The following is a 22,771-nucleotide window of genomic DNA, read 5'->3' as shown; positions in this document are numbered from 1 at the left end:
ATATTTGGTTAATTCATGGAATAATGACAAGAAATGAATCTACTTGGACGAATAAATATGTATTAAATGCTAAACTTTTTGCTACATGTAGCATTAGAGAGTATCAGTCTGTATTGAATGAGGATAATGGATATGGATATAGTGATTCTGAAGTATCTCTAACAGGATTGCCACGACATGATGCATTAGATGCTCACAAGCAAAAAAAGATTCTTTTTTTGCCAACATGGAGAAAACATCTAGCAGGAGATCTTATCCCTGGGACAAGTGATCGTAGTTATGTTGATGATTTTAAGTCAAATGATTATTATAAATTCTATAATACGCTTATTAATGATGAGAGATTACTTAAAGTCATGCGTGAAAATGGTTATTCTGGAGATTTTTATCTCCATCCATCTTTTATGAAACAATGCCATGATTTTGTTGAGAATGATGTGATAAGAGTTGGAAAAGAACCTGCTGATACGAATCAGCTTATTGGAGAATGTTCGTTATTGTTGACAGATTATTCAAGTGCTCAGTTTGAAGGGGCATATCTTGATACACCAGTTATTTATACACAATATGATGCAGATACATTTAGTGATAACCATACAGGCAATGAAGGATATTTTGTATATGAAAAAGATGGATTTGGACCTGTATGTTATGATTTGGATGAAACTGTTGAAGCAATTATTCAATATATTCTTGATGATTGTCATAATGTCGAACCTTACCAAACAAGAGCTAGAGAATTTTTTAAATATCATGATAAATGTAATAGCCAACGTGTTTTTGAAAGAATACTGGAAATAGATGGCTCAGGATCAAAAGATGATAATTATAGCGTAATTGAAGATCAAAATAATGTTTATTTATATCAGAATGACAATATAAAGATGATTGAGACTATTCAGGATAAACAGAAAATTTATAATGGTGTGATTGATATTATTAGTTATATTCATCATATTTATATGAAAGAAAATGGATTTGTTATTAAGGCATGTTTTAAGATTGATCAGAGTAAATTTAAATTGAGTCATTTTCATTTTGAAATTGGTGCTGGCAATTTTTTCACTACCATTCAATTTTCTGAACATTATTTTAGAAAAGGATATGATTTTTGTGAATTTACTGTTGAAATTCCATATAAAGAAATCCTATTATGTAAAAAAAGTACACCTATTATGATAAGGTGGCTAGATGAGAAAGGCTATGGTTACTATAATAATCTTAAATGTCAATATTTAGCACATGCTGATACATGGGCTAGTAAAAAAAATAGAAAATTGCATTATTCTAAAGTTAAAATCTTAGAAGATATAAAAACATCTATTTTTATTAGAGAAACAATTGGGAATAATGCTTATTTATGTATTAGAGATATTAATAAAACTGATTATCCTGAAGAACAAAAGAAATTAAGAAAAGCATATTTATTATCTCGTTTTCTAATTTTTAGCAAAGCAAGAAAGAGTGTTCTATGTTTTGAAAAATTTGCTAGTAAATATGAGGAAAGTGCTAGTGTGTTATTTGAAAAAATTGTTGATAGAGGTGAAAGAAATACTTATTTTGTCATCGATCAATCAAGTTTACATTATCAAAACATACCTGATAAATATAAGAAATATATTATTCCTAAATATTCATTTAAACATTATTTTTATTTTTTCTGTGCCAAAGGATTTATAGCAACAGAAAGTATGAATCATATTATTGAATTAAATATAAGTGATCCTAATGTGACTATGAGAATAACTAAAGGAGCATATGATTATATTTTCTTGCAACATGGTGTTATGTATATGTATTGTCTTGAGAATAGAAGCGATTTTATAAAAGGACAAGGGTTCACAAATTATTCAAAGGTTGTTGTATCTTCACAAACTGAAGCAGATCACTTTATTGAATATGGTCAATTTGATCAGGATGATTTGATTATAAGTGGATTACCAAAATTTGATAAAAGTTATCAAAATCCAAATGCTGATAAAATTCTAATTATGCCAACAAGCCGTGATTTTGAGTATAACGTTATTCGGTTAACACCAACAGATTCAAGCTATTACAAATTTACAAAAAATATTATAGATGCTGTTCCAGATGAATTAAAAGATAAAATTGTTGTTGTTGGACACCCTTTGTTAAAACAACAACTTCATGCTACAGATTTACGTAAATATATACCAAACGAATATATTTATGACGAGTTATTAAGAGATACAAAATTATTAATAACTGATTATTCTTCTATTAGTTATGATGCTTTTTATCGTGGCTGTAATGTTATTTTTTGTTGGGAAGATAAAGAGATGTGTTTAAACGCAATGAATTATAAATTAATGCTTAATGATTCAAATGTCTTTGCTGATGTAAGTAAAAGTTTTGATGATTTGCCAGCACTTATTAAAAAAAATTATTATCATGCACAAACAGATGAACAAATAGAAAAGTATAGAAAAATTGTAACATATCATGATGGTAATAATACAGAACGTTGTTATGAATATTTATTAAAACATGGATATTATGGTAAAAACAGTTTAAGAAACATTGCAAAATGCAAGGCAAAGAAAGTTACAAAAAAAGTTTATACTGGATATAAACGAACTCAAACAAAAGTTGAATTATTCGATGGAAATAAAATTCTTGTTAAAGGTAGAGATTATAAAATATTCTATATAAATAATAAACGGAAAACAAAGTTAGCTTTAGTTATATTTGTTGGGCGTAGACACTATTTTGGAATTAAAATAAGACGTTTTAAAATATGTGAGAGTATTTCTTCATTTGATACTATAGGAATACATTTTGAGAATAATCAATTGAATCTTGAAAATTTAGCTGTATTTAATCCGAAAAAAGGCAAGTATTTGAAAAGAGATAAACAATTTACAGTAGAAATTCTAGATGGTCCAGTAAAAAATAGTATTTCTTTAGTTATTACTGGTAAGAAACAGTATGCAGGCAAGATTATACGCTTGTATATGATGGAAGATTAATAACATTTGAGGTGAACAAGATGATTATTTTAAGATTAATGAAGAAGATAGTAGCTAAGATAATTAGAATTTCTTATCGTCTAGCATATAGATTTATTCCGATAGATGAAAAGTTAGTTATTTTTATTTCTTTCCACGGAAGAGGATACTCTGATAATCCAAGAGCCATCTATGAACAAATGAAAAAAGATCCAAGATTTAGTGATTATCGTTTTATCTGGTTTATTAAAAATTATAAGAAAAAGAATATAGTCATACCTGGAGCAGAAGTGAAAGAATATTTTAGTTTTCCATACTTTTACTATATGTCAAAAGCAAAGTATTGGATTATTAATTGTAAAATGCCTACATATATTTGTAAAAAAACACAACAAGTTTATTTACAGACCTGGCATGGAACACCATTAAAACGTTTAGCCCATGACATCATTGCACCAGAAGATGCAACATTTTATAGATCAGGTGTATCATTTGATAAAATGTGTGAATCATATGATATAGATGTTGCACGTTATAATTATATGATTTCACCAAATAAATTTTGTACTGAAGTTTTTCAAACATCGTTTCAAATTAATAGAGAAAGACTTATTGAGACAGGATATCCAAGAAATGATTTTATAACAAATGCGACTGCTGAAGATGTTATAGAACTAAAGAAAAAATTTCATTTACCATTAGATAAAAAGGTTGTTTTATATGCGCCTACTTGGAGAGATAATTCTTATGTGGCTGCAGGATATACTTTTGATCTAAAGGCTGATTTTAAAAAATGGAAAGATATTCTAGGCGAAGAATATATTATTGTGTTTAAACCTCATTATTTAATTATTAATAAATATGAAAATGATCATTCATTAGATGGTTTTCTTTATTCCATTCCTGCTGATGCAGAAATTAATGAATTATACGTACTGAGTGATATTCTCATTACAGATTACTCTAGTGTATTTTTTGATTATGCTGTATTAAATAGACCAATTTATTTCTATATGTATGATATTGATGAATATAAAGGTGAATTAAGGGGATTCTATTTAGATATCTATAAGGAGTTACCAGGAAAAATATATGAAGATGAAAAAGAAATGCTAGAAGATGTCAGAACTAATGTATATGATTATTCTTATTTAAATGTATTTAATGATCGATTTAATTCTGAACAAACTGGTAATTGTGCTCAGAAAGTAATAGATATAGTTTTTAAAGATGTTATGAGTTAGAAGCATGGGTATTTTCCTATGCTTTTATAATATATCTTATGTTATGGAAGTTCTTCTCAATTAAAGTTAAAAGTGTTAGAATTAATATAAGTAGTGAACAGAATAAAATGAATTAATATGATTTAATGTAGAAGGAGAAAATTATGATTATTATTTTTATTCTAATATGTGTATGTTTATTAAATTCAATGAATATTTCTTGGAAGGGGATAAATGAACAATATCTATCAAAAGAAAATACTTCAGTTATTAAAGGGGTTTTTATTCTCTTTGTTTTTATGAGTCATATCAGAGGGTATGCTGATTTCACTAATAAAATTGATAATAATGTTCTTTTGATTTTAGATTATTTTGGACAGCTTATGGTTGCATTATTTTTGTTTTATTCGGGTTACGGAGTTTTTGAATCGATTAAAAGAAAACCATATCAATATATAAATTCTTTTCCTACTCATCGAATTGTAAAAACATTTCTTGATTTTTCATTTGCAATAATGTTATTTTGGCTTTTATCAGTATGTATAGGCGTTCGTTATTCAATTTATGATGTGATATTATCATTGACTGGTTGGAGAAGTGTAGGAAATAGTAATTGGTATATGTTTGCAATATTTACTCTTTATATAATGACATATTTCGTTTTTCGATTAATGCATCATAATAATTTTAAATCTTTATGTATGATTAGTATAGGATCAATCATTTATGTTTTAATACTATCAGAAATTCAACCAACAAGATTTAGTAATACATATCTATGCTATATAGTTGGTATGTGGTATTCATATTTCAAGGAAAATATAGATATAATCCTAAAAAAGAACAATATAAATTATTATATAATAACATGTTTAATTTTGATTCTGTATTTATCTTTTTATTCCAATAGAGGTATCAATATATTTGTTTATAATATAACTGCTATATTATTTTCATTACTTATTGTATCCATAACATTAAAATTTAATTTTTCAAGTCAAGTATTATCATGGTTTGGAAAACATTTATTTTGGATTTATATTATTCAAAGAATTCCAATGATTTTTTTCAATTATTTAGGACTTAGTTCATATCCATATGTATTTCTTTTACTTTCCTTTATCTTTACGGTCTTATTTGCAAACTATCTACAAATATTTACTTCTTATCTTAAAAATAGGATTTTGTAATAATTACTAAAATTTATTTTCTATGGTTTCCTTATATAAGGAAACTCTTTTTATTACAGTATTACTATAATAAATTTACAAAAATATACTATATAAATATAAAATATTTGGTGTTTTATTTAATCAAAAAAAGTGTTAGAATAATAACAGTTGTCAAGGAGAAGATTATGGGAGTTCAAAAGATTATATTAAATTTTATATTAACAATTGAATCGTTTATTGTTTCATTATTTCCAATCAAATCAAATAAAGTCACATTTGTTTCTCTAGAGTCAGATCACTTAACATCAGATTTAAAATTGATTTATGATCAGTTGAATTCAAATGAATTTGATATTCATTTATGTTTAATTAAATATCATAAAGATTTGTGGGGACAATTTTTGTATTTCATCAATTGTATGAAGCAACTTTATTTCATTAATACTTCTAAGATTGTTTTACTACATGATAATAATTATGTGGTTTCTCATTTTAAAAGAAAAGGAGTGACTGTCATACAAGTATGGCATGCTTGTGGAGCCATTAAAAAATTTGGTAATGTTATTAAAAGAGAGTATCCAATTGCCAATTATGATTATGCGCTTGCAACTTCATCTTTTTGGCAAAATGCCTATAGTCAAGCCTTTAGTATTCCTGCAGCACATGTTCTTCCAATAGGATTACCAAGAACTGATGAGTTATTTGCTAATGATTGGCTTGAGGACAGAAAAAATGAGTTATACCACAAGTATCCGATTTTAAAAGATAAACAAATTATATTATATGCTCCAACATTTAGAGGAAATATTTATAAAGGTTTTTCTGCTATTCCATTTGATGTATTGAAGATTATGAAGAGATTACCTGAAAATTATGTATTATTATATAAATTTCACCCTTTAATGGGTAATTATCAACTTGCTGAACATGAGCGTGTATTCAATATGAACCATGAAGATACTCATGCTTTGTTTAGTATAAGTGATTACTTGATTTCTGATTATTCATCAATTGTATTTGATTATATGATATTAGAAAAGAATTTACTTTTCTTTGTACCTGATTTGGCTGAGTACAGTCGCACTTTAGGCGTGTTTGTAGATCTTAACGATTTAAAGTGTCCAATATGTCAAAATGAAGATGAGTTGCTTAATCATATCTTAAGTAATGCATATGATAATAATCATCATATGCATGAGTTAAAAAATATATTCTTTAATCAACAGGATGGAAAGAGTACAGAAAGAGTTGTAGAATTTATGAAAGAGATTGTAAATGATAAAGGTAATTAGGTACATTTTATATATAAGAAAAAAAGAAAACTATTCAAGAATAGTCAGTCAAAAGACTGACTATTTATCATATTTATCGTTTTTTTGCATATGCTTTATTAAAAAGTATAGGAGGAAAACTATGAATAGGGGAGAAATATATTATGCAGACCTATCTCCTGTTGTAGGGAGCGAGCAAGGAGGATATAGACCTGTATTGATATTGCAAAACAATAAGGGAAATAAATATTCAACAACAGTGATAGTAGCACCTATCTCATCACGTATGACAAAGAATGATTTACCAACACATGTGATTATTGAACCGGATTTTTTAGAAAAAAAGTCAGTTATATTATTAGAACAAATTAGAACAATTGATAAAAAAAGAATTGATGAAAGGCTAGGAAGTCTATCATATTGTATTATGGAGAAGGTTGATCAAGCGATTAAAACAAGTTTAGACATCAGGTAAGAGATATGCTATAATAAAAAGTATTAAGGAGTGATATAATGAATATTTCAAGTATAAAAAATAGGGCAAGTGAGGTTTTAATGACAAATAAACCTCAATATATAAGGAATTTAACAATTCTTATGTTAGTTGGATTAATTCCATCATTATTTAATGGTAGTGGTACATTTGTACGTTTTATTTCATTAGCAGTAACAATTCTTTTTTTAACATTTCAGCATGGATATATAGTGAGTTCTTTAAAAATGGTTAGAAATAATGCACAGTCATTAAATGATGATGATTCTTTTGTTGGATTTAGAAGATTTTCAGAACTATTTCCTACATATTTACTGATATCTATTACAATATGGGCAATCATGATTGCATTAGTGTTTATTTTTACAATGATTTTCACAATTGTTTTTGGTTCAGCTTTAACGAATATTGGAAGAATGATTTCTAGTGTGGCTGTTGGAGGGCTTACTGGATATGATCTTTTAGCATACATTTTATCAAATGCTCCATATATTATTTTTTCATTTTTAATTATCTTTATTTTATTAATAGTTGCAGCTATTGTTGTCTCAGCATTTTTATTTGCTGTCCCATATTTATTAGAACAATATAAAATGACAACAACAGTTGCTATTAAAGAATCGTTTCAGTTAATGAAAAATCATATTTGGGATTTTATCAAATTACAACTATCATTTATTGGTTGGATAATTATGGTTGTTGTTATTCAGTCATTACTTACAGAATTATTATCTTTTATTCCAATTATTGGATCATTAATTGCAGCAATAGCAGGCGGATTTATAGGTATTTACACATACTTACCTCAGCTTTACTTATCACAGGCAGTATTCTTTGAAGAATTGGCTTATCATCGATATGAAAAGATAAATCAAACTTATGGAGAAAATACACATGTTTAATAAGAACTTTACAAGGAGAATTTCAACTCAGACAAAATGGATGTTTGTATTGATTATTTTGCCCCTTTATATGTTTTGTGCTTCTCTAATAGGAAGTGCAATATTAAAATTTTTTATTGTTACTTTTTCATGGAATATCGATTATAATTCTATGAATACGTATTTGAATTTCGGTGTTGATTTGTGTAGTGCTATTCTTGTTGGATATATATTAAAGGATACAATGATTCAACAGTGGAAAGATTTTAGAAAGAATGTTAAAGATCATTTATTATATGGCTTGTTTGTTGGAACATGTTTGATTTATATTGTTGGTATCATAGGAGGATTGATTACACTTGCTTTAGGTGGCAGTGCTTCAAGTGAGAATCAAACTATGATACAAACTTTAACAATTGCACATCCTATTATGATGTTTGTAACGACAGTAATTTTTGCTCCAATTCTAGAAGAAATGATTTTTAGGGGTATTGTTTTTAGTTGGGCATATGAATTGAATCCAATATTTGCTCATTTCTTGTCAGCTTTTATTTTTGGTTTTGTTCATATTATGATATCAGTTTTATCTGGTAATTTGTTTGAATGGGTTCAAATATTTTCTTATTTCTTTATGGGATTTGTATTAAGTTATCTCTTTGAGAAAAAGAATAATATTTATGTACCAATATTAACACATGCAACAAATAATCTTATATCAATGATTATGATTCTATTTTAAAAGGTCCTTTTTGGGGACCTTTTAAAATAGACAAACAACAATTCCAATAATTATTCCTAAAAATATTCCAAAAAGAACATCACTGAGATAATGGACAAATAAATATAATCTAGAAATAGCTGTTAAAAAAGCATATATATATCCAATAATTCCTAACCATGGATTAAAAAATAACATAACAGTACTACAAGCAAAAGAAGATGATGTATGACCAGAAGGAAAAGAAAGATCGCTTGGAATAGGTATGAGGATATCTACATCTTGATAAGTATGACAAGGACGTTTTCTTTTGACAATAGATTTGATTGTTACTTGTCCTATAATGGTTGCAGCAATTAAAGCAATAAGCATGTGAATAGACATAGCGCGTGTACTGTCTATCATATTGCTTATTAAGATAATAATTAACCAGCTCATGCCAAAGTCACCACATGAACTAATGAATTTCATTATTTCATTAAGCACATGATAATCATAAAATTGTGTCATATAAAAAGCAAAACGAACATCAATAGTTTTGATTTTATTTATCAATGTTCTCATCAGCATAACCTCTCTTTACATAATACATTATTATTTTAAATATTCCAATTATTACACTTTGAAATAGAAAAAGATTAAATAAGACAATACCATCATTAGAAAATAGATTGTTTTGATGGATATATACTTCATATGATGGGATAAAAGATAAAAATGAATGTAAACCATCAAAGATGAAACGATAAATCATTTCAATAAAAGAATAATAATACTCAAAACAAGTATTTAAAATCAAAAATGGTCCTTGATTATTTTCAAATTGATGAATAAATGCAATATAAATAATTAAACCTAAAAATAATACTAGAAAAGAAATAGCAAGAGTATAAATGAAATTAAAACAGAAATTTAATATGAAAGATGAATCTGAATCATCTTCAATATCATCATCATTTAACTCTTCTTGAGCACTTTCTACAATATCCTTAATTTCATTAAAATCTGTTACTTTTTTTATAGGAATATCATTTTCTTTTTTTCGATTAATTTGTTGTAATAATGTTGTTAATTCTTCCTCTTCATGTTTGTCTAATGGATTTATATGAAGTGATTCAGAAATTTTTTCTTCCTCATGTATAATCTCTTTTTCCTCTTCAATAATTTCCTTAGCAGGTTCAGTTGTGTCTTGAAATGCTTGAGAGTCAGAAGATTCATCATCAAAATGAAACCTTTTCTGAGAATTTGTTTTTTTAATTAAAATACTACCATCTTTAATCGTTTGTTCCTGTAATTGAGATAAATGATAAGCATATGTCTTATCAATTAAACTCATAATCTGTTCATCATCCTGATATGTATTTTCTAGTTTTTGTTTTACATGATTTAATTCATCTTTACTCATGCCTTTTTTCATGCCAAGTATAGGAGAATACATTTCTATTTCTTCATAACGATCAAATAATAGAGTATTTAAAACTTCATATAGATTATGAACAGTTTTATAAGAAGATTCTTTTTCAGGGCTACCTGCTTGAATTAAATCTTCACAATATATGACATTTAATTTTAATTGATTAGCTGCTTTGTTTAGTGCCATAAATGAAGAAATAACAAGCGTTTCATAATTCTGTACATGAAAGTGTTGCATAATTGTTTCTAACATTTGTGTTGAAGGAAGTGGCATACTAGAAGTATCACTACCTATAATAAAATGAACTTTATGATAAAGATTAGCCATTTTTAAATATTGAACAGCATCTTTTGTACGATGTGTAGACATAACAGCAACTTGAATATTTTTTTGATGTAAATATTCAAGTAATTCCAAAAATCCTTCTTTAGGTTCTATTCCTTTATAAGTTAAATATTGAAGCATTTCTCTTTCAATGCGTGAATTTAATGGACCTACATCTAATTTTAGGCTTAATGGAAGTTCTTTATACATATCATACATATTGGATAACTGAAGATAAAACGTATGAATTGATATTGGTTTCTTGTGTTTTTCACACATATGATGATAATAATTATATCTATATCTATTTAAATCAAAAATTGTACCATCTAATGGAATAATAACAACTTTTGTATGATTAATAGATTGTTTGTACATGCTCCCACCACCTGTCTTTCCTATTATAGCAAATTTTCTTATAATATTCCATTTAAAATATCTTGATTTTTGATAAGCTTTAGTGTATTATATATTCGTTGACAATCTCTCCTTAGCTCAGTTGGTAGAGCATCTGACTCTTAATCAGAGGGTCCACGGTTCGAGCCCGTGAGGGGAGACCATAAACAATTTACTGTAAATCCTTATACGTGAGGGTTTACAGTTTTTTATATAATATGAATCTTGTTTTGATCTATATAATCTAGAATTGTTTGATAGAAGAGATTAAGTGCAATACTTAAGTCATCAGATTGAATTCTAGCAAGACTTAAACGAATTGTATGATTGAAATGCTGTGGATGATAGAAACATCTTTCATTTCTAGCAATTTTCATATGATGGGCAAGGAGATTTGTCTGTAAAATATCAAGTTGAATAGATTTATGGATTTTTACACTGATATAATATCCCGATTGTCCATAAATAGGTTTGGCTATAAGAGAATTCCAATCTTTTGTTATTTGTGTGATGATTTGATAATCTGTGTTTAATTGCTCTTGTAAAACTTGAACTTGTTTTTGATAAAGTGAACTGCGAAGATATGATTCCAATGTTGCTTGAGAGATAAGTGATGGTAACTGATAAGAATAATAATAAGATTGATGTATGAGTTTTTCAAAAGTATCTTTAAAATTGGGATGAATGACACATATTCCAATACGTATATAGGGAATTGTTTTACTAAAACTTGTTAAGTAAATACAATTTCGACCTTCCATATAATAAAATATAGGCATATAACGAGGTGAATGTGAACAATGACCAAAATAATCATCTTCAATAATATAAATATCATATTTTAATGCAAGTTCAGCAATCCTCTGACGAGTATATGTGTTTAAAGTCGTTCCTAAAGGATTATGGTTTCTAGGAATAGTATAGAAAAATTTAATATCGTATTCATTAAATAATCTTTGTAGTTCTTTTAAATCAATCCCGTTTTCATTCCTTTGGATTGTCAGTACAGGAAAGTGCATGGATTGTAAAAATTGAACGTAATAGCTATATGTTGGTTCTTCTATGAGTATATATTGTTTATGATTTTGAAACTCTAATGAAGATAAAAATGATAGCATTTGTGTAACACCCTGAATTAAATAAATAGAATCTTGTTTTGCATATATACCTATGTGTGATAAAAAAGATGGTAGAATTTCACGTAATGATAAAACACCTTGTAATGAGATGTTTAAAGATGATTCAGAATACTGTTCAATGGCAATCGACAAACAATGTTTTGCATCAATAAGTGAAGTAGCAGAAACAATAGGATTTCCAGTATTTAATGCAAAACGATTATGAGTAGCTGACATTTTTAATAGTCCATCAGCAACATAATAACCACTTTGGGGCTTAACATAAATAAGATGCTTATCAAGTAATGTTTCATAACATTTAATAATTGTTGATTTACTACAATGATATTGTTTTGCTAAAAACTGAATAGAAGGGAGTCTTTCTCCCTGTTTATAGTGATGTTCTAAAATCATATTCTCAATTTGTTGAGCTATTTTTTGATATTTTTTCATTTATAAAATCTCCTAACTTATTTATTATAGCATAATTGCAATAGCAATTGTACCGGTACAATTGCTATTTAATGAAGTTGATTTTAGATAAGAATATTTTATAATAATCTTGTCAATATAAAAGAAAGAGGTGGCTTATATGGAAAAGAAAGCAGTTAAAATTGTAACAATTGGTGGAGGTAGCAGTTATACTCCAGAACTTGTAGAGGGATTTATCAAGAGATATAATCAATTACCAGTTAAAGAATTATGGCTTGTAGACATTGAAGAAGGTAGAGAAAAACTTGAAACAGTTGGTGCTTTAGCAAAGAGAATGGTTAAAAAAGCCGGATTACCAATGAAAGTTATTTTAAGTTATGATCGTAGAATAGCATTAAAAGATGCTGACTTTGTTACAACACAAATGAGAATTGGGCGTTTACCTGCACGTGTCGCTGATGAAAGAATACCACTTAGTCATGGAATGATTGGTCAAGAAACAAATGGAGCAGGTGGTATGTTTAAAGCATTTCGTACTATTCCTGTTATTTTAGACATTGTTAAAGATATGGAAGAATTATGCCCAAAAGCATGGTTAATCAATTTTACCAATCCAGCTGGAATTGTTACAGAAGCAGTCGTAAGACATACGAGTTTTAAGAAAGTTATTGGATTGTGTAATGTTCCAGTCAATATGGTTGCAGGAATTGCTAAAATTTTAGGTGTAGATGAGAGTCGTATCACATTAGAACTACAAGGAGTTAATCACTTTATTTTTGCTACTGATGTCTTTTTAGATGGAAAATCTGTTATGGATGAAGTAGTAGAAAAATATGCAAATATTTCTGCTGAAGATACAATTGCCATGAAGAACTTTGTTTCATTACCATATTCTCCTGCTTTTATAAGGGGATTACATGCAATTCCATGTCCATATCATAATTACTATTTCTTTACAAAAGAACAATTAAAAGATGAATTAGAAGAATTTGCTGAAGGACGTGTACGTGGAGAAGTTGTTAGCAAAGTAGAAAAAGAATTATTTGAACTTTATGCAGATGAAGATCTAGAAATCAAACCAAAACAATTAGAACAACGTGGTGGAGCCAAATATTCTGATGCAGCATGTAATTTAATTGAATCTATTTATACAAATAAAGGAGATATCCAATACGTTGATGTAAGAAATAATGGTGCGATTTCTAATTTACCATTGGATAGCGCTGTTGAAGTGGCTTGTCGTATTACAAGTGATGGTCCTATTCCCTTAGCAACAGGAGATTGTCGTATTCAAATTAATGGATATATTCAAATGATGAAATCATTTGAACGTATGGTTGTAGAAGCAGCAATTACCGGAAATCGTGATTTGGCAATTACAGCAATGAACTTTAATCCATTATGTCCAAGTGATACTGATAATAATGAAGTTTTTGATGAATTATTGGAAGCACATAAAGAATATCTACCACAATTTAATAAATAAAGAACGAAACCCTAAGCACAAAACTTAGGGTTTAGATATTTTTTTAATAAAAGTGTTGAAATCCAAAAAAAGATATGCTATTATATTTAGGCAACTGATGGAGACATACTCAAGAGGCTGAAGAGGCGCCCCTGCTAAGGGTGTAGGTCGGGAAACTGGCGCGAGGGTTCAAATCCCTCTGTCTCCGCCATAGTATTGCCCTTGGCAGTTTTATATATTGGTCTGGTAGTTCAGTTGGTTAGAATGCCGCCCTGTCACGGCGGAGGTCGCGGGTTCGAGTCCCGTCCAGACCGCCAATATATCAAGTAAAGTTATCTAAACAGATAACTTTTTTTGTTTTGAAAAGGTCTATAGGTAATTATAGACCTTTTGAGTATGCATATAAAATGGCAATGACAGTTTTTGCATCTACAATTTCACCATTTAACACTTTTTGATAAGCATCATTAATATCTAATTGAATAACATCAATAAACTCGTCAGCATCACAATCTAAAGAATCATCAACTTCTTCAAAGTCAATAGCTTCATATAGGTATAACCATTCACTTGTATAACCAGGAGATGGTAAGACTTTCATGATGAATTTCATATCTTGAGCACGATTATTTGTTTCTTCCTCTAATTCACGAAATGCACATTCCTTAGTATCTTCATCTTTTTCTAATTTACCTGCTGGAATTTCTAACGTGTTGATACGATTAGGGTATCTAAATTGTTTGACTAATAAGATCTGATGATCTTTGATTGCTAAAATGCAAACACCTCCATGATGATATACAACTTCCCTAAAGGCATGTTGTCCATCTATAAGTTCAACTTCTTCTTTAGTAACTTGCATTATTTTTCCATCAAAAATAACTGTTCTATTTACTTCTTTTTCCATTTTCATCACTCCTTGTACCTTATTATACCATAAAAAAAGAAAAGAAAGTACGCGGGGGAGCATACTTTCTTATTCTCTCTATTATTTACACGTTAGGGTGATAATAGGGGGGTATGATTAAGTGAACATCACTTAACAACATTATTATACCAAATATTTATAAGTTGTAAAGGCTTTCAAAGAATTTTTGTATATTTTTATGTGAAATTTCTGTATAATGAGACTGGTGATAAAATGAAAAAAATAGAAATAGATGAAAATCATGCTAATCAAAGAATTGATAAATATTTAAAGAAATTATTATGTCAGGCACCAGCACAACTCATTTATAAAATGTTAAGAAAAAAAGATGTTAAGGTGAATGGTGTAAGAATTAAAGAAAATTATATTTTGCAGCCTGGTGATATTGTAGAATTGTTTTTATATGATGATAAATTTAAAGAATATACGAAACCAGAGACAATTTATGATTTAAAGATTGAATTTTCAGTATTATATGAAGATGAAAATATATTAATAGTAGGGAAACCAGCAGGATTACTTGTTCATGAAGATATTAATGAAGATATCAATACTTTATCTCATCAGGTTTTGACATATCTTGTTCAAAATGATGAATATGATCCTCATGAATCATTAGGTTTTACTCCTGGTCCAGTTCATCGTCTTGATCGTAATACAAGTGGGATTGTTATTTTTGGTAAAACGATGAGAGCTTTGCAGGATTTAAATGAAATGATGAAAAAACGTCATTGTATTGATAAGACATATTTAACAATCTGTAAAGGAAACATGCCTTCTCAAGATTTAATTGGATATATGAAAAAGGAAAGTGATCGCTCTTTGTCAAAAGTTGTTTCACAGAGTACACCAGGTGCTTTAATGATGCATACAATAGTAGAAAATATAAAAATGCAAAATCACTATTCATTATTAAAGGTAAAATTGGTGACTGGACGGACTCACCAAATTCGTATTCACTTAGCAAGTGTAGGACATCCTATTATTGGTGATAGTAAATATGGTGATTTTGAATTGAATAAAATCATAAAAAAGACATATCACTTAAATCATCAATTCTTACATGCCTATCAAATTCAATTTGTAAAACCTATAGGTTGTTTGAAATATTTACAAGATTATGTTGTGACGTGTCCATTACCAGAAAATTTATTAAAAATAAAAAATGAAATCTTTGATTAAAAATGACCTATGAAAATATTCATATTTATTGTATAATGTATATAAATAATGGGAAGGAGAACAGAGATGAAATACTATATTGGAATTGATTTAGGTGGGACAAATGTACGTACTCTATTGGTTGATGAAACTGGAAAATCATATAGTGAAGTCAAAGATGCAACAGAGAGAGACAATGGCCCTGATTTTGTATGTTCAAAGATTATACGACAAATTGAAAGTCTAGATTGCTCAGTTTGTAATGGATTAGAAAATGTAGAGGGAATTGGAATTGGTGTGCCAGGACCAGTAGATACAGAACATGGCGTTATGATTATGGCAACAAATTTACCAGGTTTTGAAAATTATCCTATTTGTGAGAAGTTATCTAGTCGTTTTAATTTACCAGTTTTCATTGATAATGATGCCAATGTTGCAGGACTTGCTGAAGCATTATTAGGAGCAGGTAAAGGAAAACCGACTTGTTATTATGTGACAATTTCTACAGGAATTGGTGGAGCATTTATTGTCAATGGTCAGCTTGTTTCTGGTGGAAGAGGTCATGCTGGTGAAATTGGAAATATTATTGTCAAGAACAATGGTTATAAATTTGGAAATTTGAATCCAGGGGCTGTTGAAGGTGAAGCAAGTGGAACGGCTATTACACGTAAAGGAAAAGAAATCTTAGGTGAAGATAAAGTTGCTCATGCGGGAGATGTCTTTAGATTAGCTGATGAAGGTGATATAAAAGCACAAGGAATCGTTGATGAATGTGTAAGTGAATTAGCAACAATGTTTGCGAATATTGCTCATACAGTAGACCCACATTGTTTTGTTGTAGGTGGAGGCGTTATGAAATCTAAACGTTACTTCTATGATAAATTGGTTGAACAATTCAATGCTAAGATTCATGTGGGTATGAGAGGATATATTCCTTTGTTAGAGACAGAAATAGAAGATTGTGGAGCAATCGGAGCAGCAATGCTACCAATGTCTAGATTAAAATAATGAAAGTGAACTGTTCTTTTGAACAGTTCTTTTTGTTATTCTATGCTTTATAAATTTGATATAAAGTGTTAAAATAGAGAGGCGAATAAAGGAGGGTATTTATGAAAGAAAGAGTTGTATTAGGTTTGAGTGGTGGTGTTGATAGTGCGGTTGCAGCATATTTATTAAAAGAACAGGGATATGAAGTCATTGGTGTATTTATGCGTAATTGGGATTCAACACTCAATAATGATATTTTAGGAAATCCTACAAATGATAATGACATCTGCCCTCAGGAAGAAGATTATAATGATGCAAAGAAAGTTGCTGAGCATTTAGGTATTGAACTTCGACGTGTTGATTTTATTAAAGAATACTGGGATCATGTTTTTACATACTTTTTAGAAGAATATGCTAAAGGACGGACTCCAAATCCTGATATTTTATGTAATAAGCATATTAAATTTAAAGCATTTTTGGATTATGCGAAATCTATTGATGCTGATTATATAGCTACAGGACATTATGCACGTGTAGAACATCATAATCAAGGTGATTCAGTGATGTTAAGAGGTGTTGACAATAATAAAGATCAGACATATTTTTTATGTCAATTAAATCAATCACAATTACAGGCATCATTATTTCCGGTTGGAGAACTGACAAAACCAGAGGTAAGAAAAATTGCTGAAGATTTAAATTTACCAGTTGCTCACAAAAAAGATAGTACTGGAATATGTTTTATAGGAGAAAGAGATTTTAGAGAATTTTTAAAAAATTATATTCCTGCGAAATCTGGAAAAATGGTTGATATTGAAACGAATCATGTGGTAGGTGAACATCAAGGAATTATGTATTATACGATTGGACAAAGAAAAGGACTCAATATTGGGGGACCTGGAGATGCTTGGTTTGTTGTTGGCAAAGAGTACGAAGAGAATATTCTGTATGTTTGTCAAGGAGATCAAAACAAGTGGTTGATGAGCGAAGGGGCATTGATTACTGATGTCAATTGGATTCCAAGTATAAAACCAGAAGGTGAAATAAAATGTACTGCTAAATTTAGATATCGTCAAAAAGATAATGATGTATCTATTCATTTTGTTGATGAAACAACGATTTATGTTCAATTTATTAATCAAATTAAAGCAGTAACACCTGGACAAGCGGCTGTTTTCTATGATGGAGACATTTGTTTAGGCGGTGGTACAATTGAAAAGGTTTATAAGGATGAAAAGGAGATTGCATATTTATAATGTTAGAATATACAGGGATTATTAAACAAGTTCGTTTTTATAGTGAAGAAACGAAATTTATTGTATGTGTGATAGATAGTGAACAGGAAGATAAGCCTATTCTAGCAACAGGTTATATGAGTTATGTCAATCCTCAAGATAAATATCATTTTCAGGGAGATTATATTATTCATCCAAAATATGGAAAACAGTTTCAAATTCAATCTTATGAAATTATCTTAGCAGATGATGAAAGTGAAGTTATTCGTTATTTGTCTAGTCCTTTATTTAAAGGTATTGGGGAAAAACAGGCATCAGCTATTGTTGAAACTTTAGGAAAAGATGCCTTAAATATGATTAAGGAAAATAAACATGTTTTAGATCGCGTAAGGGGAATGAATGAAAAGAAGCGAGAAACAATAGCAGAAGTTCTTTCTTCACAGGATTTTGATCAGGAAGTTCTCTCATTCTTTATGGGACATGGGATTAGTACTAAGAATCTTGCATTAATTCAAGCAGTCTATCAAGAACATACTTTGGATATCCTGCAAAATAATCCTTATCAATTAATAGATGATATTGATGGTATAGGATTCAAGACAGCTGATGATTTAGCAATCAAAATAGGAATTGATCCATTAGATGATCATCGCATCAAAGCAGCCATTCACTATGCTTTAAAAGAAGCCTGTTTTCAAGACGGAAGTACATATCATGAATATGATGTCATTTATAGACGTTTTCATCGTTTGATTCCTGGAATATCATGTGAACAGTTTGATCAGTATTTAGATGAACTTTTAGAGGAAAAGAAAATCATACAAGATGTTGATAAATATTATCCATACGATTTATATGAAAGTGAAATAATTATTTCAGAAACTTTTCAAAAATGGCTGAATACACCACTAAATGAATATGATGAAGAAGAAATAAATCAGTCTTTATCAGAATTAGAAAAAAAATTATCAATTACTTATGATGATTTACAAAAAGAAGCTATTTATTTATTTTTACAACAATCAGCTATGATATTGACTGGAGGACCTGGAACAGGAAAAACAACTATTGTAGAAGCAATTATGAAATTGTATGCACAGTTAAATCCAGATCAAAAAATAGCATTAGTTGCACCAACAGGCAGAGCATCAAAACGTTTAAGTGAAGTGACAGGATTAGAAGCATGTACAATTCATCGCCTTTTAAAATGGGATTTACATACGAATACATTTGCAGTCAATGCGCAAAATCCATTAGATGTTGATTTATTGGTTATTGATGAATTTTCAATGGTTGACTCATTATTGTTTTCAAATCTTTTATCAGCTTCTCGAAAAGTAACAAAGATATTACTAATAGGAGATGATCAGCAATTACCATCAGTTGCACCAGGTCATGTTTTAAAAGACTTACTAGAATGTCATATGATACCAACTGTTCGACTAGATCGTATTTATCGTCAATCTCAAGAAAGTGGAATTATTCAATTGGCTCATAGCATTCGTAATGATCAATATGATGAAAACCTCTTTTTTCAATATAATGATATCCATTTTCAAACATGTGCTTCTTATGATGTTGTGAATTATGTTAAGATTTTAGTTTCAAAAGCTATCGATGATGGTTATGATGCAAATGATATTCAGGTCCTTGCTCCTATGTATAATGGAGTAGCAGGAATTGATGCATTAAATGATTGCTTACAGGATTTGTTAAATCCTTATGATGGTATGAAAAATGAATTAAGAGTAGGAAAACGTATATATCGAGAAGGTGATAAAATACTACAATTAAAAAATAGAATTGAAGATAATGTTTTTAATGGTGATATTGGGATTCTCGTTGAAATTTGTTATAAAGATAATTTTGAGTATATGGCAGATACACTTATTGTGGATTTTGATGGAACTTATGTTGAGTATACTGCTAATGACTTTTATACAATTACTCATGCTTACTGTATGAGTATTCATAAATCACAAGGGAATGAGTTTAAGATTGTCATTATGCCAATTTTAAAAGATTACTATATTATGTTAAAAAAGAATTTAATCTATACTGGGTTAACACGTGCTAAACAATCATTGTTTATTTTGGGAGATCATCATTTTTTCCAATATGGCATTGCTAACAATCATGATGAAAAAAGACGAACAACACTTGCTCAAAAAATGAATCATAGGGAAACAATTTCTCCGTATGATTTCATGGATTAAGGACATACTAAGAATGTACTTTTGAAGGAGTGAGACACTATGTCTAAATTAGCAGTTGCTTTTTTCTCAGCAGGAATTGTTGCCGCAGCAATGATTATGATGAGTGATATGCCTTGTGCTGACGATATTGAACATACAGTTCATAAAGCAAAAAAGGCTATTAAAGAACAACTTTAAGAAGTACAAAGGACTGATTCAGTCCTTTTCTTATATGGGAGGCTGTCATATGAATAAAGTTGTACTTGCTAAAAATCTAATAATCTTTAGTATATCTGCTATTCTTTTGTATTATGTTTTTACTTTGTTTCAAATAGCTAATATTTTGAGTTATATTTTTAATTTATTTTTTCCTCTTGTTATAGCATTATTTTTTCATTTTTTATTAGACCCAATGATTAATTATTTTAGTAGTGATAGATTAAGTCGTAAAATAGTTGTCATACATATTTATCTTTCATTGTCTCTTTTCTTTATTATTGGCTGTTATTTTATAGCTCCTTATATTTTGAATCAATGTTTACGTTTCTATAATCAATTTTGTAATGGCAGTATGAAATTGAATCCCATATTTTCAACAATTATTCAATTTTTAGAACAATATCAAGTGATAGATTATCTTGTTGAAATTTTAAATGGATGGACTCAATCTTTATTATATTGGGTAACAAATATCTTATTAGCAATGGGAATATCATTTTATTTATCTTATGATAATCTTCATCTTATAGAAAAAGGTATCATATATCTACCTTTTACAAAACAAGGACCATGTATGCAAACATTAAAAAGATTAAAGATTATGACTTATCAGTTTTTAAAATCAATGATATTGGATTTCGGTTTCTTTTTTATCATGTGTTTGATTCCTTTCTTTTTCATTGATGAAAAGATTGCTGTATGGATTGCTCTGTTTCTTTCAATTACAAACCTTATTCCTTATATAGGACCTTATATAGGAGGAATCCCTGTTGTTATTTATGAATATTTTATAAATCCACAATTAGGGTATGCTGCTTTTATTGCTGTTGTTGTTTTGCAATATATAGAATCATCTTATTTACAGCCTTATCTGTTTTCTAAATGTATAAAATTACATCCAATATCATTATTCATTGCTTTAACGTTTTTTGGTGATCTTTTTGGTATTGTTGGGATGATTTTATCTCCACTTCTTTTATCATATAGTGTTCTTTTATTAGAACTGCTAAATAATCTTAATATATTTTCAAAAATGAAACAAATCGTGTATAAAGAATAAAGTTAGACAAGCAAACAGGATAGAAATCCTGTTTTTTTATTTTAGATAACCATTTATTGTATGGGTTATTATTATAATGATAAAAAGAGGTGACATATGAAAGCACAAGATATTTTAGGTCTATTAGGTGGATTGGCTTTATTTCTTTATGGGATGAATATGATGTCAGGAGGATTAGAAGATGTTGCTGGTAAAAATTTAGAGTTCATTTTAGAGCGTTTGACAAATCGTAAAATCAAAGCTATTATTGTTGGAATATTATTAACATGTATTATGCAAAGTTCTTCTGCCATGACTGTTATGCTAATTGGATTTGTTAATGCTGGGTTAATGAACTTAACAAGAACTGTTTGGGTTGTGATGGGGGCAAATATTGGAACGACAATAACAGGACAGATGATTGCTTTTGATATAGGCGTATTTGCTCCCTTACTAGCAATCATTGGTGTCGTATTAATTGTATTTTTTTCACATCATAAATTAAATACCTTTGGTGAAATCATAGCTGGAATAGGCATATTGTTTATGGGTTTAGATATTATGTCTCAATCAATGCTACCACTTCAGTCATCAAATCTATTTTTAAATTTTATGTCTTCTGTCTCTCATCCATTATTAGCTCTTGCCATAGGCGCTATGTTTACAGGTATTATTCAAAGTTCATCTGCTTCTATTGGTATATTACAAAAACTTGCTATGCAAGGACTTGTTGCGTTTCCACAGGCAGTATACTTTTTACTTGGATTTGATATAGGAACATGCATGACTGCTTTCATAGCTTCATCATCGGGTTGTCGTAATTCTAAAAGACTTGCTCTGTTTCATCTTTTTTTCAATCTCATAGGAGCAGGATTATTTATTGTTGTTTGCCAATTCACACCAATCATATCAATTGTTGCAGAATGGTCACCAAACGAGCCAATGCGACAAATTGCTAATATGCATACACTTTTTAATACTGTATCTGTATTTGTTTTTATGATCATTGATCATTATGTTGTTCAATTTATTTATTTCCTATTGCCTCTTCAATCACAAGAAACTATAAAATAACTATAGAAAAATCTGTTTATCTTTACATACTCATGTAAAGATAATATAATTGGTTAT

The 22,771-nt window shown here is 28.9% G+C and carries 19 protein-coding genes and 3 tRNA genes; 18 read left to right on the top strand and 4 right to left on the bottom strand.

Annotated features, from left to right (window positions below; translation table 11 throughout):
* From BN350_RS19225 to BN350_RS13210, 7 genes are all read left to right on the top strand, one after another.
* Window positions 1–2,990: CDP-glycerol glycerophosphotransferase family protein (locus BN350_RS19225; protein WP_081652918.1), on the top strand; the 2,990-nt coding region annotated here is incomplete at its 5' end.
* Between the two features lie 20 nt (window positions 2,991–3,010).
* Window positions 3,011–4,213, top strand: a complete 1,203-nt coding sequence (locus BN350_RS13235; RefSeq protein WP_028044038.1) for a CDP-glycerol glycerophosphotransferase family protein — start codon at window positions 3,011–3,013, stop codon at window positions 4,211–4,213.
* A 143-nt stretch (window positions 4,214–4,356) separates the two neighbouring features.
* Window positions 4,357–5,382, top strand: coding sequence for an acyltransferase family protein (locus BN350_RS21870; protein ID WP_028044037.1), 1,026 nt, complete (start codon window positions 4,357–4,359; stop codon window positions 5,380–5,382).
* 167 nt (window positions 5,383–5,549) lie between these two features.
* Window positions 5,550–6,656 (top strand): CDP-glycerol glycerophosphotransferase family protein, encoded by a 1,107-nt coding sequence (locus BN350_RS13225; RefSeq protein ID WP_028044036.1) that lies wholly within the window; start codon window positions 5,550–5,552, stop codon window positions 6,654–6,656.
* A 121-nt stretch (window positions 6,657–6,777) separates the two neighbouring features.
* Window positions 6,778–7,110, top strand: coding sequence for a type II toxin-antitoxin system PemK/MazF family toxin (locus BN350_RS13220; RefSeq protein WP_028044035.1), 333 nt, complete (start codon window positions 6,778–6,780; stop codon window positions 7,108–7,110).
* Between the two features lie 38 nt (window positions 7,111–7,148).
* Entirely contained in the window at window positions 7,149–8,030 is an 882-nt protein-coding gene (locus BN350_RS13215; protein ID WP_028044034.1) for a DUF975 family protein, read from the top strand.
* The gene (locus BN350_RS13210) at window positions 8,023–8,748 is read left to right on the top strand and encodes a CPBP family intramembrane glutamic endopeptidase (protein ID WP_028044033.1); all 726 of its coding nucleotides are present in this window, start codon (window positions 8,023–8,025) and stop codon (window positions 8,746–8,748) included. Before BN350_RS13215 ends, BN350_RS13210 begins: the two co-directional genes overlap by 8 nt.
* Window positions 8,749–8,769: 21 nt before the next feature.
* On the opposite strand, the gene BN350_RS13205 is transcribed toward BN350_RS13210, so the two are convergent.
* Both BN350_RS13205 and BN350_RS13200 read right to left on the bottom strand, forming a co-directional pair.
* A complete protein-coding gene (locus tag BN350_RS13205) occupies window positions 8,770–9,291 on the bottom strand; it encodes a phosphatase PAP2 family protein (RefSeq protein ID WP_028044032.1) in 522 nt (173 codons plus the stop codon).
* The gene (locus tag BN350_RS13200; RefSeq protein WP_028044031.1) at window positions 9,272–10,843 is read right to left on the bottom strand and encodes an HAD family hydrolase; all 1,572 of its coding nucleotides are present in this window, start codon (window positions 10,841–10,843) and stop codon (window positions 9,272–9,274) included. Before BN350_RS13200 ends, BN350_RS13205 begins: the two co-directional genes overlap by 20 nt.
* A gap of 106 nt (window positions 10,844–10,949) precedes the next feature.
* On the opposite strand from BN350_RS13200, the gene BN350_RS13195 reads away from it, so the two are divergent.
* A tRNA-Lys gene (locus tag BN350_RS13195) sits at window positions 10,950–11,025 on the top strand.
* 45 nt (window positions 11,026–11,070) lie between these two features.
* Here BN350_RS13195 and BN350_RS13190 read toward each other — a convergent pair.
* The gene (locus tag BN350_RS13190) at window positions 11,071–12,432 is read right to left on the bottom strand and encodes an aminotransferase-like domain-containing protein (RefSeq protein ID WP_028044030.1); all 1,362 of its coding nucleotides are present in this window, start codon (window positions 12,430–12,432) and stop codon (window positions 11,071–11,073) included.
* Window positions 12,433–12,571: 139 nt separating this feature from the next.
* On the opposite strand from BN350_RS13190, the gene BN350_RS13185 reads away from it, so the two are divergent.
* The 3 genes from BN350_RS13185 to BN350_RS13175 all read left to right on the top strand — a co-directional run bounded on the left by BN350_RS13185 (window position 12,572) and on the right by BN350_RS13175 (window position 14,193).
* On the top strand, window positions 12,572–13,897 hold the full coding sequence (locus tag BN350_RS13185; protein WP_028044029.1) for a 6-phospho-beta-glucosidase: 1,326 nt from the start codon (window positions 12,572–12,574) through the stop codon (window positions 13,895–13,897).
* 99 nt (window positions 13,898–13,996) lie between these two features.
* Window positions 13,997–14,087 (top strand) — tRNA-Ser (locus BN350_RS13180).
* Between the two features lie 29 nt (window positions 14,088–14,116).
* A tRNA-Asp gene (locus BN350_RS13175) sits at window positions 14,117–14,193 on the top strand.
* A gap of 62 nt (window positions 14,194–14,255) precedes the next feature.
* Here BN350_RS13175 and BN350_RS13170 read toward each other — a convergent pair.
* Window positions 14,256–14,783, bottom strand: a complete 528-nt coding sequence (locus tag BN350_RS13170; protein ID WP_028044028.1) for an NUDIX hydrolase — start codon at window positions 14,781–14,783, stop codon at window positions 14,256–14,258.
* Window positions 14,784–15,017: 234 nt separating this feature from the next.
* Between BN350_RS13170 and BN350_RS13165 the strand changes: the two genes are divergently transcribed.
* The 7 genes from BN350_RS13165 to BN350_RS19220 all read left to right on the top strand — a co-directional run bounded on the left by BN350_RS13165 (window position 15,018) and on the right by BN350_RS19220 (window position 22,714).
* Window positions 15,018–15,986, top strand: a complete 969-nt coding sequence (locus tag BN350_RS13165) for an RluA family pseudouridine synthase (protein ID WP_028044027.1) — start codon at window positions 15,018–15,020, stop codon at window positions 15,984–15,986.
* A 66-nt stretch (window positions 15,987–16,052) separates the two neighbouring features.
* On the top strand, window positions 16,053–16,973 hold the full coding sequence (locus tag BN350_RS13160; protein WP_028044026.1) for an ROK family protein: 921 nt from the start codon (window positions 16,053–16,055) through the stop codon (window positions 16,971–16,973).
* 101 nt (window positions 16,974–17,074) lie between these two features.
* On the top strand, window positions 17,075–18,208 hold the full coding sequence (mnmA, locus tag BN350_RS13155) for a tRNA 2-thiouridine(34) synthase MnmA (protein ID WP_028044025.1): 1,134 nt from the start codon (window positions 17,075–17,077) through the stop codon (window positions 18,206–18,208).
* On the top strand, window positions 18,208–20,403 hold the full coding sequence (recD2, locus tag BN350_RS13150; RefSeq protein WP_028044024.1) for an SF1B family DNA helicase RecD2: 2,196 nt from the start codon (window positions 18,208–18,210) through the stop codon (window positions 20,401–20,403). Before mnmA ends, recD2 begins: the two co-directional genes overlap by 1 nt.
* 39 nt (window positions 20,404–20,442) lie before the next feature.
* Window positions 20,443–20,580, top strand: coding sequence for a hypothetical protein (locus BN350_RS20680; RefSeq protein WP_155849107.1), 138 nt, complete (start codon window positions 20,443–20,445; stop codon window positions 20,578–20,580).
* A gap of 49 nt (window positions 20,581–20,629) precedes the next feature.
* A complete protein-coding gene (locus BN350_RS13140; RefSeq protein WP_028044023.1) occupies window positions 20,630–21,661 on the top strand; it encodes an AI-2E family transporter in 1,032 nt (343 codons plus the stop codon).
* Window positions 21,662–21,757: 96 nt separating this feature from the next.
* Window positions 21,758–22,714 (top strand): Na/Pi cotransporter family protein, encoded by a 957-nt coding sequence (locus BN350_RS19220; protein ID WP_044600339.1) that lies wholly within the window; start codon window positions 21,758–21,760, stop codon window positions 22,712–22,714.
* Window positions 22,715–22,771: the final 57 nt, after the last annotated feature.

The sequence above is a fragment of the Candidatus Stoquefichus massiliensis AP9 genome, assembly GCF_000455285.1.
Lineage (GTDB): Bacteria > Bacillota_I > Bacilli_A > Erysipelotrichales > Coprobacillaceae > Stoquefichus > Stoquefichus massiliensis.
The sequence above is the reverse complement of the archived record's forward strand: the minus strand, read 5'-3'. Positions and strand labels throughout refer to the sequence as shown.